Below are 16,759 nucleotides of genomic sequence, written 5' to 3'. Positions count from 1 at the left end.
TTAGATTATATTAAATATATCTTGATTATATTCACGTGCCATATTCGTGCCATTAATATTTAATATTCCATCTATTTGCCTCGCGTGTTGAGTTAAATGAATTGGTGAAAGGTGTGCATACCTTCTCACCATTTCAATACTTTCCCATCCACCCATTTCTTGTAATGTAGAAATAGGAACTCCGGATTGAACTAATCAGCTTACCCATGTATATCTTAAATCATGAATTCTGAAATTATTTATTCCAGTCTTGCAGGTTTTATTTCCGTCAATTTACATTTCTCTTATTTCGGCTGTCTATTTGCTGTCAGGCTCTACCACGATCCGTGTAAAAAATGAGTGATTAATTTCCCCCATCAGCAGCGGTAATCATATGGGTAATTAACACTGGTGTATTGAGGTAAAAGGTTTCAGCATTGGCGTTATTAGTTACACACCATGCTGATAATTGCTATCGATACGATAGAGAGAATGCGGGGCCGCCATTAATGTCAATAATTTACATGTCATGATGAAAGTCACTCATCCATTTAACGCGATGGTTAATAGATGAGTGTTACTGTTTGGATATTTTTTAACAAAATTATTTATCTAAGTTGGCTAAGGTCTGTATAACAGTGAGAAGCGGAATAATCATAGGTGTTCAAAGTCGATGCCGTACTGACCCTAGCAGTATTGTTATGTGTGGAACAACGGCTCAGATTAGCTAAAAATATCTTCAAACATGTGTCTATCATAAGTAATATGCGATTCTGGGCATAAAAATATGAATTCTACTGTTGTCTGCGCGATGAGTTGATGTGCTGTATTGGGATAAATACAGAATACAGAACCTTTATTAAATTTATCTTCGCGGTAATGAGTTAAAATACCGTCTATATCATCTGCGGTCCAAATAGACCCCTGACCTGAAAGGATAATATACCACTCTTCACCCTCGGCATGGCTATGGCAACCAACATACTTTCCTTGATCAATCGTTGTCCCATAGGCCTGTAAACCTTCTTTTTTAAACATTTCTATAATTGATATACCCACTGCAAGATCTTCTTTTATTTTATGACTATTAAAATTTGAAAACTTTATCATGCTAAACATCCTTTTAGTTAGCAGAGTGAAAAATGAACTTCGCGATTAATGGTAATCGTTATTTTAGATTTAAACAATCGGCATTTAAATATAAAAGCAAGTGAAAAGGTTGTTTAAACAATTAATAATATAAATATTAAATAGAAACTGATAGGTAAGTTAAATAAGTGAAATTTTATATTGTTTAGCTAAGTTTTTAATAAATATTTTTTGCGCTCAGTTTTGAACGCTAAGGGCAATGTCATCAATAAAATGATAAATATAGAACCTTATTATGCCAAATAAACTGAGTTTTGACGGGCGACTTGACGAAGTACTCCAAGTATCAATAGCTGAGTTTCCATCAGTGCTCTCGTCTGCACTAGTCATATTGTGCCGTCAACACGGAATTTCACAGAGGTTTTCTTCGGTACACATAAATAAAATAATGCATTAATGGTTAGATTATTTACAATGGACCGTAGTGTTAATACTGATTGACATAACAGACTCTTAGCAAGTCATTGTGTAACATTAACGCGTTGGGAATTCATAAAAGGGATGGTGAATGATGAATGACGTATTTTCTGGCTACCTTGATGTTTATAAAAATTTATTAATAATATTGATTTTTATCCTATGCTTTGTTCGTGTTGGTGGTATTTCATTTTTTATAAAACTATTTCTTAGGGCGATTCGTGTTAACTATACGGATAATGACCTTAAAAAGCATGATGACGCCTATTTTAACGTCCAGTTATTTCGCCTATTTAATGGTGTAAATGTTAAAAGTGAAAGTGATGTGAAGATAATTTGCGACGCATTGGATCAGAATAAAATTGAACGTTCACTCTTCCGTTTTTCCGGTTTTTTTGGCATGTTAGGAGTCAGAAGACAAATAAGATTTGAAGTGATAATGATGTCTATTTTGGGCGTTCTGTGTTTTGGTGCTGGTCTGAATATGTTATATGCTGCCCCGAAAATGAAAGTGAATTATGTCACTTATACATATAAAGGTGAAAGTGTATTAATATCAAAGTATAGAGTTTACAATTATGAGAAAAATAATAGTTATAATAAAAAAGACTGTCAAAAGCTCATCCCAGATGAAGATAATATTAACTATTTAGCATGTGAGTACTTGCTTTCAAGTGACAAAGATATAAAGGAGGAGTTACAAGACGCAATTGCCAGCGAAATGATAGCTATAAAAGTATATTTCGGACTGATTATTGGGTTTTTCTTTATGGGGGCTATTATAGTGTTAGGTTACACTAACTTTCGGCAGTTAAATAAAATCGTCTGCGATATAAAAGAAGAGAATAGAAATAATCTAAACTTAGATTGTTGATGATTGCCTCCGCTAACTGCAGCTGATCAACGGACCAAAACCAATAATGGCCGTGCTTCGCATTTCCCCTAAGCTGTGGGGAAATGGTCTATGTCATCGTCCATAATGCTGTAGCCACGTAATGATGAAAAAGAGCCGCACAATTGTGGGGCTCTTTTAGTGGTTACTGAAAAACAAAATTAATAACTCCAGCAATTAGGAGCAGAAAAGCGGTGTATTGTAAGTAGTATGCTGACATTGTTTTCATATTAACCTCCTCTGGTATCATTACAGTTAATAAGCAAGATCTACGCCATATATAACTCATTGATTAATTGAGGGTTAATAATAGATTTAAGCATATAAATGCACTGAATTGGGGAGTAGGCCCCATTTTAGGGCGTATGAAATACTATTCTAGGAATATCTGTCGAAAGAGGGGCGGGGGAGTTAACCTCCCCGATAGCGGATAATGAGATTATAGTGATTTGTTAATTGCTTAAATTCGCCGTCAGACAGGTTTTTGCGCTGAGATCAAGAATATCATTGGGCGTTCTTTTTCTTCCTCTAACGCAGGACAATCTGTAATTTGCTGTGCCGTCGGGCCCCACTCATCTAAATGTGTAATAACGAAACCGTGCTCAATCAATAGATTAATATAAGTTCCTAATGTTCTATGTTGCTTAATAACACCTTCTGCTAGCCAGTTTGTTATCCGTTCACCTTCAGCTTGGTAACTATTTACTGGCCATGATTTTTGCCCATCATCGGCAACCAACCAACCGGGTTGCTGAGGTGCTGTATAGATAGGATGTTCTGCGGAAAAAATAAAATCTCCGCCCGGAAGCAAGGTGTTATAAATTGTAGTTAACAACTCCGGAAGCGCTTTGATGTAATGCAGCGTCAGAGAGCTGTATGCCAAATGGTACATCTGTTGTGGTAGTTTGGCATTTTCCAAATCTTCGCGGCGATAAATAATACTTTCGTCAGTCGCCATTTCTTTAGCGCGATTTAACATTCTTTCGGAGACATCGAGTCCTAAGATTTCGGTTGCGCCTTGTTGATGCGCATATCGGCAAAACCAGCCGTAACCACAACCTAAATCGACAACTTTTCGTCCAGACAGTGGTGGTAGGATTTTGCAGATAGCTGGCCACTCGGGAGCCCCATCCAACCCATCGACTGAACGGCTCAGTTTGGCATAGCCTGAAAAAAAAACTTGGTTATCATAAATATTTTGAGCCATTTATATTCCTCTTTAAATGTCATTGCTATTGCTCGATAAATAGCCGTGCAAGTTTATCATTAATATGATGATATTAAATAAGACCGGGAGATATCTGAATGTTATTTTCACTAGAGATGTTTTATCGTCACTCAGCATGAAAGTAATGTTGAGATTTTAATAACAAATAGTTAAAGCAGTTTAATGTAAATGCCAAATAAAATCGACTCGACTGATTTCCTGTTAATTATCAAAAAATAGGCTAAACTTTGTACAGGTCGGGTTGGCAGTTTATGGCTAACCGGTCTTGATAGAAAGTTTTTGTTTGCTGTTGTCCAAAGACTGATAAAGCATCCCTACACTGCCCATTTCACTGGGTATTATGGTCAAATAAGGTGTTTTATTGCTGACTGGAAGCTTCTCTTAAAGGAGATGGCGATGACTCCCGTACAAATACTGATTATTCTGGTGCTAACACTTTTTGCATTGTACCGTCAGTCGGTCAGTCACGAGGTGTCGTTAGGCCCTGCTCGTTTTAAATGGGTTTGGATTTATGGGATGGTCGGGTTGGTCGTGGGTGGCACATATATGCCCGCTACTATGACTTCCTGGGTTGTATTAGGCAGTGGTGTTTTATTTAGTATCGTCATCGGTGTTTTACAAGGCCGTCTTATTGAAGTTTGGCGTGAACCGGATGGCCGTATTTTTTGCAAAGGAACACCACTGACCATAACTTTATTTCTGCTGCTCGTGGGATCAAAATGGATTATTGGCACACTACAGTACCTTTACAATCAACCCACTGAGCAAGGCGGATTTGGTGAAATCCTGATTATGATTGCAGTCATGGCTGCATTTCAGGTTGAAATCGTGCGGCGACGTATCCGAGTATTATATCCGGATAACCCAGTTGATTCGTTACCTGAAGGGCAATAAGAAAATGTTCTCTCAGCTAACAGTCGAGGGCTGACTGTTAGCTGTTATAAGAACGCAATAATATTCTGAATGTTTTAATTCAATCAACAATAAAAAGCTTGGCGCCAGAGATGGTTGAAGAGCGATGAGCTTCTGCGTGATCGGCCACTTGATAACTCATGCCCGCTTTTAATATAAAAATACGCCCATCAGCAAGTTCAGTGCTTAACTCACCGTCAATGCACAGCAAAATATGCCCTTTGGAACACCAGTGGTCAGCAATGTATCCCGCACTGTATTCAACCATGCGAACTCGGATATTACCGAAATTCTGAGTTCGCCAATATGCAATTCCTTGGTCTCCAATATGCTCGGTTTTATCCACAGTCGACCAATCAGTGATCCCGAATGGGATATCCACTATGTTCATTTTAACTCCCCAAGAATACAGCTAGGCGAGACTCAGATTAGCTCACGAGTAAAAGGAATACACAGTCTATTACCTTATTACCAGTCAAAATTTTGGAAAATAGGCCATACTATGAGAAACAGGATGAAACGGAGTTATCAAGCCTATGAAAAATTGCACTATTTTTCAGTTTTTCCATTGGTATTATCCTGACGGGGGTAAATTATGGCAGGAGGTCGCTGATCAAGCTGAATATATTAGCCAGCTAGGCGTGAATTATGTTTGGTTGCCTCCTGCTTATAAAGGCGCTTCTGGCGGGTATTCGGTCGGATATGATACCTATGACTTGTTTGATTTAGGTGAATTTGAACAGAAGGGAACTCAGGCGACGAAATACGGGGACAAAGAAGGGCTATTCAATGCTATTAATCGCTTGAAGGAGATGGATATCAAGGTCCTTCTTGATGTTGTACTCAATCATAAAATGGGTGCCGATGAAAAAGAGCAGGTGAGTGTCCGTAAAGTTAATCCTGAAAACCGTACCGAGATTGATGATGAGGTTATCGAAGCACAGGCTTATACTCGTTTCACCTTTCCAGGTCGTCATGAAACGTACTCGTCCTTTATTTGGGATAAGCAATGTTTCAGCGGCGTTGATCATATCGAAGAGCCGACAGATGAGGGTATTTTTAAGATTATAAATGATTATAGCGCGGAGGGTTGGAATACCGAGGTTGATGATGAGTTAGGTAATTTTGATTATCTCATGGGGGCCGATATTGATTTTCGTAACCCTGCAGTTATGCAAGAGTTAAACTATTGGGGAGAGTGGTTGCTAGAGACACTGCCGATTGATGGTTTTCGTTTGGATGCAGTGAAACATATTCCCGCATGGTTTTTCAAACAATGGATTCAGCACGTACAAAATAAAGCGAATCATGATTTGCTGATTATTGCCGAATATTGGTCGCCTGATATTGAGAAATTACAGCAATATCTGGAACGAGTTGAAGGGGCGGCCATGTTGTTTGATGTGGCCTTGCACCACAAATTCCATAATGCGTCAAATCAAGGTGAGGATTTTGATCTCACACAAGTGTTCAGTGGGACATTAATTGAAGTTGATCCCATGCATACCATCACCATAGTTGCCAATCACGACACTCAGCCACTTCAAGCGCTGGAGGCTCCTGTTGAGCCTTGGTTTAAACCGCTGGCCTATGCATTGATTTTAATTCGTGAGCAGGGAATTCCCTGTATATTTTATCCTGATTTATTTGGTGCTAATTATGAAGACACCGGAGATGATGGCGGGACTTATCAGATAGAAATGCCGGTGATTGCTGAATTAGAAAAATTAATTCTAGCGCGAAAGCGCTTCGCTCATGGCGCACAAAGTGACTATTTTGATGATAAAAACTGTATCGCTTTTGTCCGTGCCGGTACAGAGGATGAGCCAGGTTGTGTCGTGGTGCTGTCAAATGGCGCTGAGAATGACAAAAAAATCGCGTTAGGGGAAAATTTAGCGAATAAAGAGTTTGCTGATTTTTTAGCTAATCACTCGGCTATTATTACCACCGATGGTTCCGGTGAGGCAGTATTCCCAGTTAATGAGAGAAGTGTGAGTCTGTGGGTACTGAAAGAGTTTTTACAATAATATGATGTGGGCTAGTGCCAGAGCAATAAACTAGTTTCTTTACAGAAGTAAGAGTTAAGCCTTTATTGCCCCTTAGGTTTGGCTCTTACTCATTATTTTCCTAGTTCACTTATTTCAGGCTTGCCAACCTATATGGCCTGAACTTAAGCGATTTAGTGGTGTGTGCTAAAATAGCATTCTCAAAATGTTAGGTGATCAATCATGGTCTTTATCATTCTTTGGTTTGTTATTGCAGGGCTAAGTGAATACTTGCTGTGGGGTGACCCTCTGCTAGCTGTGCCATTGGCACTGTTTTTTGTCGTGCTTGGCGGATATTGGATTTACCGAGTCAGGAAGATTCAGGTTAGTGATGAGCTTTCGGATGAGGTGAGATCAAAATCTATCAGTAATCTGAACCTTATTTTCTCAGTGGTGATGCTTGCAATTCATACCCTTCTTTTATTGCTGTTACGTTGACTGAATTATGTTTCATGACCTGTGGTTAACTGTGCCATTGGCTCCATGCAGATATGAGTATCCAGGCGGCTATAACCCAACATATTACAGCTGCAATTAATGCCATCGGTAGCCGCAAGTGTTCAATGAAAAAATAAAGTGATATCAGGTAGATAAAGTAAGGGATGATTGCCCATAGACCAAAGATGATGGTGACGCGCAATGCTTGAATACTCCGTTCACTCCCAACGACATAATGGGCAATAAGTGCAAACGTTGGGAATAACGGGATTAAGCCAGCGATGTAGTAACTCCGTGTTTTTGATAATATTCCTATCAATACCACAACAGCTGCACCGATTAATGCTTTAAGTAGCAGACTCATCATTGCCTCAAACGATCATAAAATAAGCTGCCGATAGAGTATCTTTTAATGAAAGAAAAGAGTTTTCTATATTGGCAGCCTGATGGCATAGGAATATTACATGCGGGCACTGGCTGTTATTGGCGATAACCGCTTTTAATTTGAGCCAGTGTATTGGTGAAAACCTCAGCTTGAGCAGTGTCTTCGATATCGGCAATAGAGCGCTCGATATTTAAGATGACTTTGCCCGCATCGGCTTGGCCGATAGCTTTTAACAGAAGGGTCACGGTGGCTTTCAAACAGGCAACTTCATTTGCTAAAGTTTCTGGGTCAGCAGAGGTGGTAAAGTCTGGATTACTCATCTTTTTTCCTGAAGTGGTAGCTTGCTGGTGGACACAGGATACGGAGTCCCGCACCGCAGTGAACATCGGCGGCATTATTAAATAGTTACTGCATTATATCATAAACTGATGATTAGCTTTGATCGCAAGTGCGCAATCTCTCATGTAGTACAGCATGTCGCGATGGTGGATGTTATGCCGCTAAGCCCGGGTGAAGACATGCTTTTATTTATGCTGAATGCATTAACTTAATTAAGTTCAATTTGTTTATAAACGGCATATCTTTTTTGTAATGAGCTATTTGTATCAAAAATGACTCATTCTTAAGGGGAATGAGAGGTGAGCGATAAATAAAAAATAAGAATAATTCCTGTCCAATGAAAATAGCGGGGGATTATATGATTGTCAGTTTTATCAGTATGTTGTGTGCGCTAACATAAAAATGAATTTTTCTGGGTGCGATAATGATTTTTTGTATAAATGAATGTGAAACGACAAGAAAATTCTTAAAAAATTTTCCTTTTTTTATCATGTTATTAATTGATATACCTGTGATTTTATGTACATAGTAACAAAGATGATAAAAATAATATCTGTCAAACAACATAGATATGAATTTGCAATTATTCTGTATTCATTCTTTGCTCGAAAACAAGTAATATCATTGTCGTCAGTAAAGCGTGATTAGGTTACTCCCTTATTTTTGGAGAATTTTCTTTGATTAGCGTTCTTCTTGTTGATGACCACGAACTGGTGCGCGCAGGGATACGACGCATTCTTGAAGACATCAAGGGTATCAAAGTAGCGGATGAGATGCAGTGTGGTGAAGATGCGGTAAAATGGTGCCGTAACCATATTGTTGATATCGTTTTGATGGATATGAATATGCCCGGCATTGGTGGGTTGGAGGCAACACGTAAAATTTTACGTTTTTCCCCAGATACTAAAGTTATTATGTTAACTATTCATACCGAGAATCCATTACCCGCTAAAGTTATGCAAGCTGGTGCTAGTGGGTATTTAAGTAAAGGTGCTGCACCTCAGGATGTCGTGACGGCTATTCGGGCTGTTCATTCAGGGCAACGTTACATTGCTTCGGATATTGCGCAACAAATGGCTTTAGGGCAGTTGGAACCGCCGACGGAAACGCCTTTTAGCTGTTTATCAGAGCGTGAGTTACAGATTATGCTAATGATAACCAAGGGCCAAAAAGTTAATGAGATCTCGGAACAACTTCATCTGAGCCCGAAAACAGTGAACAGCTACCGCTACCGTATGTTTAGCAAACTTAATATTAGTGGTGACGTTGAATTGACCCATTTGGCTATCCGCCATGGTTTGTTTAACGCGGAGACGTTATCTAATAGTGACTGATTGTTTTGATTCTAAAGAGTTTTTGAAGACTGTCACCAGCCAGCCTGGTGTTTACCGTATGTATGATAAAACGGGGACAGTCATTTATGTCGGTAAAGCAAAAGACCTTAAAAAGCGTCTAACGAGTTATTTCCGGGCTCAGGTTGCAAGCCGCAAAACGGAAACGTTGGTTAAAAATATTGCTCAGATTGACGTTACCGTCACACATACCGAGACGGAAGCACTCCTGCTTGAGCATAATTACATTAAACTTTATCAGCCCCGTTACAATGTGTTGTTGCGGGACGATAAATCGTATCCCCTTATTTTCCTTAGTGCAGACCAACATCCGCGCCTTGCCATCCATCGCGGAGCAAAGCATGAGAAAGGGGAGTATTTCGGGCCATTCCCGAACTCCTATGCAGTGCGTGAAACTTTAGCATTATTGCAAAAACTTTTTCCTGTCAGGCAATGTGAGAATAGTGTTTATCGCAACCGCTCGCGCCCTTGCCTACAATACCAAATTGGCCGTTGTTCAGGGCCATGTGTGGCGGGGTTGGTGAGCGAGGAAGAGTATCAGCGCCAGGTGGATTATGTGCGTTTGTTCCTGTCAGGCAAAGATCAGCAAGTTTTGACGCAACTGATTTCCCGTATGGAAGAAGCTAGCCAATCGCTTCATTTTGAAGATGCGGCGCGTATTCGTGATCAGATACAGGCGGTAAGGCGAGTGACCGAACAGCAGTTTGTTTCTGGTGACAGTGAGGATCTTGATGTCATCGGTGTTGCGTTTGATGCCGGATTAGCCTGTGTACATGTGTTATTTATTCGCCAAGGAAAGGTTCTGGGAAGCCGGAGTTATTTCCCCAAAGTTCCTGCTGGGACTGAATTAAGTGAAGTGGTTCAGACTTTTGTGGGGCAGTTTTATTTACAAGGCAGCCAGGGCCGCACACTCCCCGGCGAGATTTTGTTGGATTTTACTCTTGTAGAAAAGGATCTGTTGGCCTCTTCTCTTTCTGAATTAGCGGGCAGAAAAATTCAGATTCAAAGTCGCCCTCGGGGTGATCGCGCTCGTTATCTCAAGCTGGCTCGCACTAATGCCTCCACGGCCCTGATTACCCGCTTATCGCAGCAATCAACTATTCATCAGCGCATGAAAGAGTTGGCCAAAGTTCTTCATCTTGATGAGATAAATCGGATGGAGTGTTTTGATATCAGCCACACGATGGGAGAGCAAACTGTCGCATCTTGTGTAGTATTTGATGCAAATGGCCCTGTACGTTCGGAATATAGGCGCTACAATATTAGTGGTATCACTCCGGGTGATGATTATGCAGCGATGTCTCAAGTGCTTAAGCGCCGTTATGGCAAAGCATTAGATGATAAAAAGATCCCTGACGTTATCTTTATTGATGGCGGGAAAGGGCAGTTATCCCAAGCTTTTGACGTGTTTGCTGCACTAAATGTTCCTTGGGATAAACAAAAGCCTTTATTAGTGGGGGTTGCTAAAGGCAGTGACCGGAAAGCGGGGCTGGAAACATTGTTTCTGGCTGCTGAGGGGGAGGGTTTTTCATTACCACCAGACTCACCCGCGTTGCATCTGATTCAACATATTCGTGATGATTCTCATCGTCACGCGATAACGGGTCATAGACAGCGCCGCTCAAAAGTAAAAAATACTAGCGCATTAGAAATGATAGAGGGAGTTGGCCCTAAACGACGGCAAATACTGCTGAAGTATATGGGAGGACTGCAACCTTTACTTAATGCTAGCGTCGAGGAAATTGCAAAAGTGCCGAGTATTTCACAAGCATTGGCAGAAAAAATCTACAATGCATTGAAACACTGAAGCTAATGTTGCACCATACTCATAATATCCACACCAGCCAGATAGTATCGTAGCATTATGCAATTGAATATACCGACTTGGCTTACCCTGTTTCGTGTTGTACTCATCCCATTCTTCGTTCTGGCATTTTATCTGCCGTTCGTCTGGGCTCCGATGGTTTGTGCCATCATATTCGTGTTTGCAGCAGCAACTGATTGGTTTGATGGCTTTTTAGCCCGCCGCTGGAAGCAGACAACCCGTTTTGGGGCTTTTCTCGACCCCGTTGCGGATAAAGTTATGGTGGCCATTGCGTTAGTGTTGGTCGCTGAACATTACCATGTCTGGTGGATTACTTTACCGGCCGCCACGATGATTGCCCGTGAGATAATCATTTCCTCCCTGCGGGAATGGATGGCTGAAATTGGTAAACGCAGTAGCGTTGCGGTCTCATGGATTGGTAAAGTCAAAACGACAGCCCAAATGGGGTCACTCGTAGGGTTACTTTGGCGGCCTGACCATAATGTAGAGCTGGCGAGTTTTGTTCTACTCTACATTGCAGCTGTACTGACATTTTGGTCAATGTTTCAATATTTAAACGCTGCATGGAAAGATTTGCTCGAACCTTGATCGAAGCGCCGGAAAAAGCAGCAAACGAACGAATTAGTCAGATAATTTTATTGACTCGTTGCGTCAGGTAAGTAGAATGCATCGCATCAGACGGCAGCAACGAAATGTCGAAAGATAGCAAAAGAATCAGTAAGTTCTGATATTGCGGGAATAGCTCAGTTGGTAGAGCACGACCTTGCCAAGGTCGGGGTCGCGAGTTCGAGTCTCGTTTCCCGCTCCAAATTGGTAGGTTGGCTGTAAGCGAACCTCAGTAGTAAGGCAAAGAAGAATAAGGCGCGTTGGCAGAGTGGCCATGCTACGGATTGCAAATCCGTCTACCTCGGTTCGACTCCGGGACGCGCCTCCAGTTTTCCAGAGCCCGGGTGGTGAAATCGGTAGACACAAGGGATTTAAAATCCCTCGGCTTATGGCTGTGCGGGTTCAAGTCCCGCCCCGGGCACCATGGAAACAAATCTAAGTAAAACAAAGCAGTATGAGTATGTCGTTAACCGCCGTGAGGCGGTTTTTTTGTTTCTGAGATTTGAAAGTGGCAGCAAAGTGACTACAAAATGACTACATTGTGTCTACGGCACTTTTCACACCCTCAAAGCAGCATCCAGCAGCAAGCACGATAAACAGCAGGTTATTCCCCGTAATACATTAATTTCACCGAATTTTAATAATAAAAAAACCTGCAATTTGCAGGCTTCTTTAATTACATCCACAACACGCCTTGATTCCCTTTAGGGTGGGGCGGTACAGCATTAATTATTCCCGGCTCCATTATCGTATCAACGATAGTTTCATGGGTCTTAAAGGTTTTACCGCAATTAATATTTGTGCACTGGTGATAGCGTTCTTTAGTTTCGTCACTAAGGTAACGGCTGGATCTCGCGTGTGCTGCAAATTTACAGCGTGGGCAATGCATCATACTTACCTCCGAAACTGCATATTCAGGAATTATGCTGATCTTATCACCAGCGTTCGCATTTGTGAAATAAATATCAACTAGTTGAATATTACAAGGCTTCTGCCTCATAAGTAACATCCGATAACAACACTTCGAGAGACAATTGGGTGGTGTAGCCGCTATTACTCAGGCTGTGCGATACCTTACTGATTATCCAGCTTTGTTGGTCTATCACTGATTTAAAGCCGCTGACGGCTATCGGTGTTTCAGGAAACAAATCAGCGCGCCCCATGGCGAGAGTGATACTGAATTCAGCCACACCCCGCTGTAGTTTTTCCCATTTAGACTGTGCAGCGCGCATAGCCGCTTTTTGTGTAGCGTAAACTGTCGTGATAACAAAAACGTTATCTTCTGACCCCACCAGATAATCCCCTTGCTTTTCCTCAACCGGTTTTTTCACCGTCGCCGCTTTGGTGCGGGTCGGCTTGGCTTTAGGGTGTTCCAGTGCGCGGAGCTGTTTAAACTTGGGCTTACGCAGCAACTTAACCTTTTTCGGCTTGGCCGGTTTCGGGTCTTTGGTGTGCAACCAACTGGCACTGACACCGGTATACGCACCCCGGTCAGCAACACTAAAGCTGTGCTGGTCGCCATCTTGCCGGGTGAGGGTCATTTGCGGAATAGGTTTACCGCTGGCAGTAACAGCGCTACCCGGCTTGATAAACAGCAAACGCCCGGCCTTTACGGCGGCCACCGCACCATTGAGCGAGGCTAACCGGGTGATAAATTTGGCGTCCGTTTCTTGCGTCTGGTCGATGTGTGAAATGGCGATATCCGCCAGACCGTCAGCCAGCATGGCTTTCAGGTTGTTGCGCTCGGCCACCTGTGCCACGACTTTCCCCAACGTGGTCTCATGATAAGAGACTTCACGCCGGGCATTGAGAGAACCACGAAAGTCGGCACTGCGGGCGCGAATGGTCAGTGTATCCGGCGCGCCATGGTGCTCGACCTCATCCACGGTAAAATCACCTTTGCCAATCAGCGCCGACCCTTTCCAGCCCAAGAACACTGATAGCACTGCGCCCCGTTCCGGCATGGCAAGCTGGCCGTCGGCGTCATCCAGTTCAATATCAAGCTGGTCTGCCTCAAAGCCCCGGTTATCGGTGAGGCTCAGGGACAGCAGCCGGTCACGAATATTCTGCGTAATATCTTGCTGATTAATGGTCAGCATAAAGTCCGGGGCCATATCCGCCCCGGCCGGTAAAGACAGGCCGATCATCATGAGAAGAATCCCCCGATAGCCGCCTGCGCTTTGCCGGTCATTTCCGTTGCCTTACCCAGCAACTCGTCAGCCTGTTGTTGCAGGTCGCCAAACATCGCGGTTAATGACTCATCAACCCGCAACAAATTGAGGGTGAACTCAATACGTCGGGCGCTGCCATCTTCAAAAAACAGCGCACCGGTCTGGCTAAGGCTCTCAATGACAAACATGCCGTAAATCATGCCACTGCCCTCGACCAGCGGCCATGCCTTGCCTTGGTCAGCCATCGCCTCAAGGGTCAGCAAAGACAGACGGCCGCCGGTCAGCTCCGGCAGTAGCACCCCGGACAGGGTGATTTTTTCATTATCGACGCCAAGATATTGCGCGGACGGGCGCAAGCCCACCCGGCTGTTGGTCGGCCAACGGTAATCAATGTTGCGCGCCATGCTCTGATAAGGTGTGGTCTGGCGCATAAACACAAATAAGCCCAGCGATAACATCATGATTAGTCACTCTCCATCTGGCCGCGCTGGCGGGCGCGTTTAGTGCGTTCATTTTTGGCGAGGGCATCTGTCATCATGCGTTCGGCATCCTGTCGGCTCATGCCCGGCGGGATAGTGACCTTGATATCATTGGTGGTCACACTGCTATCAACGATGGTGGTGCCAGTATTGGCGGTGACCGGTTGATAACCGCCGTACAGCACGCCGCCACTCGGTGAATAACCCCCCGCGTAAGGGTTATCTTTCGGGACTTTATCGGCCAGCCCGTCTGACTTGCTATCAATAATGCCGAGTTTTTCCAGCACCCAATCAATGCCACTGCGCAGGGTATTCAGTGCATTCATCGGTAGACTCAGCGCAGCCGCCAGCCCCTCACCAAATAACTTGCCCGCGTTGGTCGCTACGGCCAAGGTTTCCTGCGTGGCTTTAACCGGTTTAATCAGGTCAGCGAACCAGTTAGCAAGCTGTTTTACCTTGTCGCTAAACCAGTTAAACACCGGTTTAAGTGGTTCAAACGCAGCACTGACTGGCCCCATGGCGGCGGTAAAGCCCTCGGCTACGCCAGCAATAAAAGCGCTGATAGGCTCCCAATATTTACGGATAAGCAGACCACCGGCCACAATGGCCGCCACCACCGCCACTATCGGCCATGTCAGTGCTGTCAGTGCGGCGGTAATGGTTCCGGCCATCAGCGAAAAACCGGCACTTAACAGACTGGCCCCGGCTAATAACAGGTTAAACCCGGCCATCACCGGCCACGCAATTAACCCCAGCGCACCCAGCCCGGCAACCAGTGCCAGCGCCGCGCCGGTCACTTTGCCAATGGTGCCGACCAGTTCCGGGTTTTTCTTGGCCCATGCGGCCACCTTAACCAGCCAGTCCGTGGCGGTCACGGTCAACTTACGCAGCGCCGAGTCTTGCTTTTCAAAGACTTCAATTTCGAGGTCTTCCCACGCCGAACTCAGGTTTTTCAGGTCGCCGTCAAGGTTATCCATTCTGACCGTGGCGATAGATTGCGCGGTGCCATCGGCATTTTTCAGCTTACTTTGTTTCTCGGCCAGCTTGCCATTACCGGCTGCGGCCACCAGTTTCACCGCGCCTTTCATCGCCTCATCCCCGAATATCACTTTCAGGTATTCGGCTTGCTGTGCGGTGCCTAACTTGTTCTTTTTAAACGAGCGGTCAATATCTTTGAGGATTTTCTCCACCGGCAACATATTGCCCTTGCTGTCGCGGGTGGTTATTCCCAGCTCCCGCAAGGCTTCCGGGGCTTTACCTATTGGAGCCTGTAACCGGCTAAACACCGCACTGGTACTGGTGCCCGCCATACTGCCTTTAATGCCGTTATCCGCCAGCACACCGAGTAACGCGGTGGTATCTTCAATACTGGCCCCGGCGGCCTCGGCAATCGGGGCGACATATTTCATCGCCTCGCCCAGCTCTAACAGGTTGGTGTTAGAGCTGGTAAAGCCTTTCGCCATCACGTCTGACACGCGTTTAATCTGGTCTAACGGCAGGTTAAATGCCGATTGCATGTTGGTGACAATATCCGCCGCCTCGGCAATATCCACACCGGACGCCAGCGACAGGTTAACCGTCGGCTCAGTGGCGGCCAGAATGGCGTCGGCGTCATAGCCAGAACGGGCCAGCGTGTCTTGGGTACGCGCCACATCCGTCGGGGAAAAGGCGGTGGAGCCACCGATATCCCGCGCCTGCTGGCGAATAGCGGCCAGCTTGGTGTCGTTTTTATCCAGCCCCAAGATTGCCTGGGTGCCAGACATCTGGCTGTCAAACTCGATACCCGGCGCAATCAGTTTCGCTGCACCATACAACCCGGCGGTTGCCACACCCAGACTGGCCGCGCCCACATTGCGCACTGTGGCAGTGGCAGCTTTGCCTTTCTGATAGCGGTTACTGATACGGTTGAGCTGTTCCTGTTTCTGGCTCAGACGTTGCAGCTCTTGGCGCTGGCGGCTCAGGGCGGTAGTGGCTTCGGTGGCACTGCTGCGTAACCGGCGCTGTTCCGCGCTCAGATTTTTGGTGGCAATGCCGTCAGCATTGAGTGCATCACGCTGACGCTGTACTGACTGGCGCAGTCCGTTGTATTTGGTTTGCAGCTCAGTGGCGGCGCGTTTGGCTCCCTCCATCAGCCGGGCTTGTTGGGCGGTGGGTTTCTCGGTGTTCTTAAAGGCAATCGCCAGCGCCGCCGCGTCTTCCTTGGCTTTTTTCAGTGCCTGCCCGGTGACGGCCAGTTGGGCGCTGGCCTTGCGGAAACCGTCAATTTTCGCCGCCTGCGCATCAAGATTCTTGATAGTGCTTTGCGTGTTGCGAATATCCCCCGTGAGGGATTTACTGGCGGTTTGAATGGCTTTAAATGGGCGGGTGGCCTGGTCTACGGCTTTGAGCAGCACCTGTAACTGTAAGCTCTTACTCATTGTTTACGGCTCCACTGCGTAGCATGGCTTTATGACGCCAGCGCACCAGCTCGGTGAGGCTCATCCCCCAACACTCCGAGGGCGGCCAGTGAAAAATGGCGGCAATGTCCGCCATCAGGTCGTCA

General features: G+C 44.8%; 17 protein-coding genes, 3 tRNA genes and 1 pseudogene. 10 read left to right on the top strand and 11 right to left on the bottom strand.

Annotated features, from left to right (window positions below; all coding sequences use genetic code 11):
* Positions 1–252: pseudogene (locus tag D5F51_RS10500) on the bottom strand (tyrosine-type recombinase/integrase); the annotation flags it as partial.
* A 450-nt stretch (positions 253–702) separates the two neighbouring features.
* Positions 703–1,089: a cupin domain-containing protein gene (locus D5F51_RS10495; RefSeq protein WP_129196628.1), complete on the bottom strand. Its 387-nt coding sequence runs from the start codon at positions 1,087–1,089 to the stop codon at positions 703–705.
* A 547-nt stretch (positions 1,090–1,636) separates the two neighbouring features.
* On the opposite strand from D5F51_RS10495, the gene D5F51_RS10490 reads away from it, so the two are divergent.
* The gene (locus D5F51_RS10490) at positions 1,637–2,419 is read left to right on the top strand and encodes a hypothetical protein (RefSeq protein WP_129196626.1); all 783 of its coding nucleotides are present in this window, start codon (positions 1,637–1,639) and stop codon (positions 2,417–2,419) included.
* A 490-nt stretch (positions 2,420–2,909) separates the two neighbouring features.
* On the opposite strand, the gene D5F51_RS10485 is transcribed toward D5F51_RS10490, so the two are convergent.
* Positions 2,910–3,644: a class I SAM-dependent methyltransferase gene (locus D5F51_RS10485; protein WP_129196624.1), complete on the bottom strand. Its 735-nt coding sequence runs from the start codon at positions 3,642–3,644 to the stop codon at positions 2,910–2,912.
* Positions 3,645–4,061: 417 nt separating this feature from the next.
* Here D5F51_RS10485 and D5F51_RS10480 point away from each other — a divergent pair, with 417 nt between their 5' ends.
* Entirely contained in the window at positions 4,062–4,559 is a 498-nt protein-coding gene (locus D5F51_RS10480; protein ID WP_025377959.1) for a hypothetical protein, read from the top strand.
* Positions 4,560–4,638: 79 nt separating this feature from the next.
* On the opposite strand, the gene D5F51_RS10475 is transcribed toward D5F51_RS10480, so the two are convergent.
* Positions 4,639–4,968 (bottom strand): DHCW motif cupin fold protein, encoded by a 330-nt coding sequence (locus tag D5F51_RS10475; RefSeq protein ID WP_025377960.1) that lies wholly within the window; start codon positions 4,966–4,968, stop codon positions 4,639–4,641.
* Between the two features lie 145 nt (positions 4,969–5,113).
* Between D5F51_RS10475 and amyA the strand changes: the two genes are divergently transcribed.
* Complete coding sequence (gene amyA / locus D5F51_RS10470) at positions 5,114–6,604, top strand: alpha-amylase (RefSeq protein WP_129196622.1); 1,491 nt, start codon at positions 5,114–5,116, stop codon at positions 6,602–6,604.
* Between the two features lie 201 nt (positions 6,605–6,805).
* A complete protein-coding gene (locus D5F51_RS10465) occupies positions 6,806–7,060 on the top strand; it encodes a hypothetical protein (RefSeq protein WP_129196620.1) in 255 nt (84 codons plus the stop codon).
* Positions 7,061–7,085: 25 nt separating this feature from the next.
* Here D5F51_RS10465 and D5F51_RS10460 read toward each other — a convergent pair whose 3' ends face one another.
* Together D5F51_RS10460 and D5F51_RS10455 are read right to left on the bottom strand one after the other, a co-directional pair.
* Entirely contained in the window at positions 7,086–7,424 is a 339-nt protein-coding gene (locus tag D5F51_RS10460) for a GlpM family protein (protein WP_129199308.1), read from the bottom strand.
* Between the two features lie 116 nt (positions 7,425–7,540).
* Complete coding sequence (locus tag D5F51_RS10455) at positions 7,541–7,765, bottom strand: DUF2594 family protein (RefSeq protein ID WP_025377964.1); 225 nt, start codon at positions 7,763–7,765, stop codon at positions 7,541–7,543.
* 696 nt (positions 7,766–8,461) lie between these two features.
* Between D5F51_RS10455 and uvrY the strand changes: the two genes are divergently transcribed.
* From uvrY to D5F51_RS10425, 6 genes are all read left to right on the top strand, one after another.
* Entirely contained in the window at positions 8,462–9,118 is a 657-nt protein-coding gene (gene uvrY, locus D5F51_RS10450; protein ID WP_005160181.1) for a UvrY/SirA/GacA family response regulator transcription factor, read from the top strand.
* Positions 9,111–10,943, top strand: coding sequence for an excinuclease ABC subunit UvrC (gene uvrC, locus D5F51_RS10445; RefSeq protein WP_129196618.1), 1,833 nt, complete (start codon positions 9,111–9,113; stop codon positions 10,941–10,943). Before uvrY ends, uvrC begins: the two co-directional genes overlap by 8 nt.
* 57 nt (positions 10,944–11,000) lie before the next feature.
* A complete protein-coding gene (pgsA, locus tag D5F51_RS10440; RefSeq protein WP_019080796.1) occupies positions 11,001–11,549 on the top strand; it encodes a CDP-diacylglycerol--glycerol-3-phosphate 3-phosphatidyltransferase in 549 nt (182 codons plus the stop codon).
* A gap of 144 nt (positions 11,550–11,693) precedes the next feature.
* Positions 11,694–11,769: transfer RNA gene (locus D5F51_RS10435), tRNA-Gly, on the top strand.
* 52 nt (positions 11,770–11,821) lie between these two features.
* Positions 11,822–11,895 (top strand) — tRNA-Cys (locus tag D5F51_RS10430).
* Between the two features lie 10 nt (positions 11,896–11,905).
* Positions 11,906–11,991: transfer RNA gene (locus tag D5F51_RS10425), tRNA-Leu, on the top strand.
* Positions 11,992–12,243: 252 nt separating this feature from the next.
* On the opposite strand, the gene D5F51_RS10420 is transcribed toward D5F51_RS10425, so the two are convergent.
* The 5 genes from D5F51_RS10420 to D5F51_RS10400 form a co-directional block, all read right to left on the bottom strand.
* Entirely contained in the window at positions 12,244–12,459 is a 216-nt protein-coding gene (locus D5F51_RS10420) for a DNA-binding transcriptional regulator (RefSeq protein ID WP_011192198.1), read from the bottom strand.
* 88 nt (positions 12,460–12,547) lie between these two features.
* On the bottom strand, positions 12,548–13,717 hold the full coding sequence (locus D5F51_RS10415) for a phage late control D family protein (protein ID WP_129196616.1): 1,170 nt from the start codon (positions 13,715–13,717) through the stop codon (positions 12,548–12,550).
* Entirely contained in the window at positions 13,714–14,199 is a 486-nt protein-coding gene (locus D5F51_RS10410; RefSeq protein WP_057614907.1) for a phage tail protein, read from the bottom strand. The genes D5F51_RS10415 and D5F51_RS10410 overlap by 4 nt, the downstream gene beginning before the upstream one ends.
* Before the next feature lie 2 nt (positions 14,200–14,201).
* The gene (locus tag D5F51_RS10405) at positions 14,202–16,634 is read right to left on the bottom strand and encodes a phage tail tape measure protein (RefSeq protein WP_129196614.1); all 2,433 of its coding nucleotides are present in this window, start codon (positions 16,632–16,634) and stop codon (positions 14,202–14,204) included.
* On the bottom strand, positions 16,627–16,749 hold the full coding sequence (locus D5F51_RS10400) for a GpE family phage tail protein (protein ID WP_129196612.1): 123 nt from the start codon (positions 16,747–16,749) through the stop codon (positions 16,627–16,629). The genes D5F51_RS10405 and D5F51_RS10400 overlap by 8 nt, the downstream gene beginning before the upstream one ends.
* Between the last annotated feature and the right edge of the window lie 10 nt (positions 16,750–16,759).

Source organism: Yersinia hibernica (assembly GCF_004124235.1).
GTDB classification, from domain to species: domain Bacteria; phylum Pseudomonadota; class Gammaproteobacteria; order Enterobacterales; family Enterobacteriaceae; genus Yersinia; species Yersinia hibernica.
This window is presented reverse-complemented; position numbering and strand designations above follow the sequence as displayed.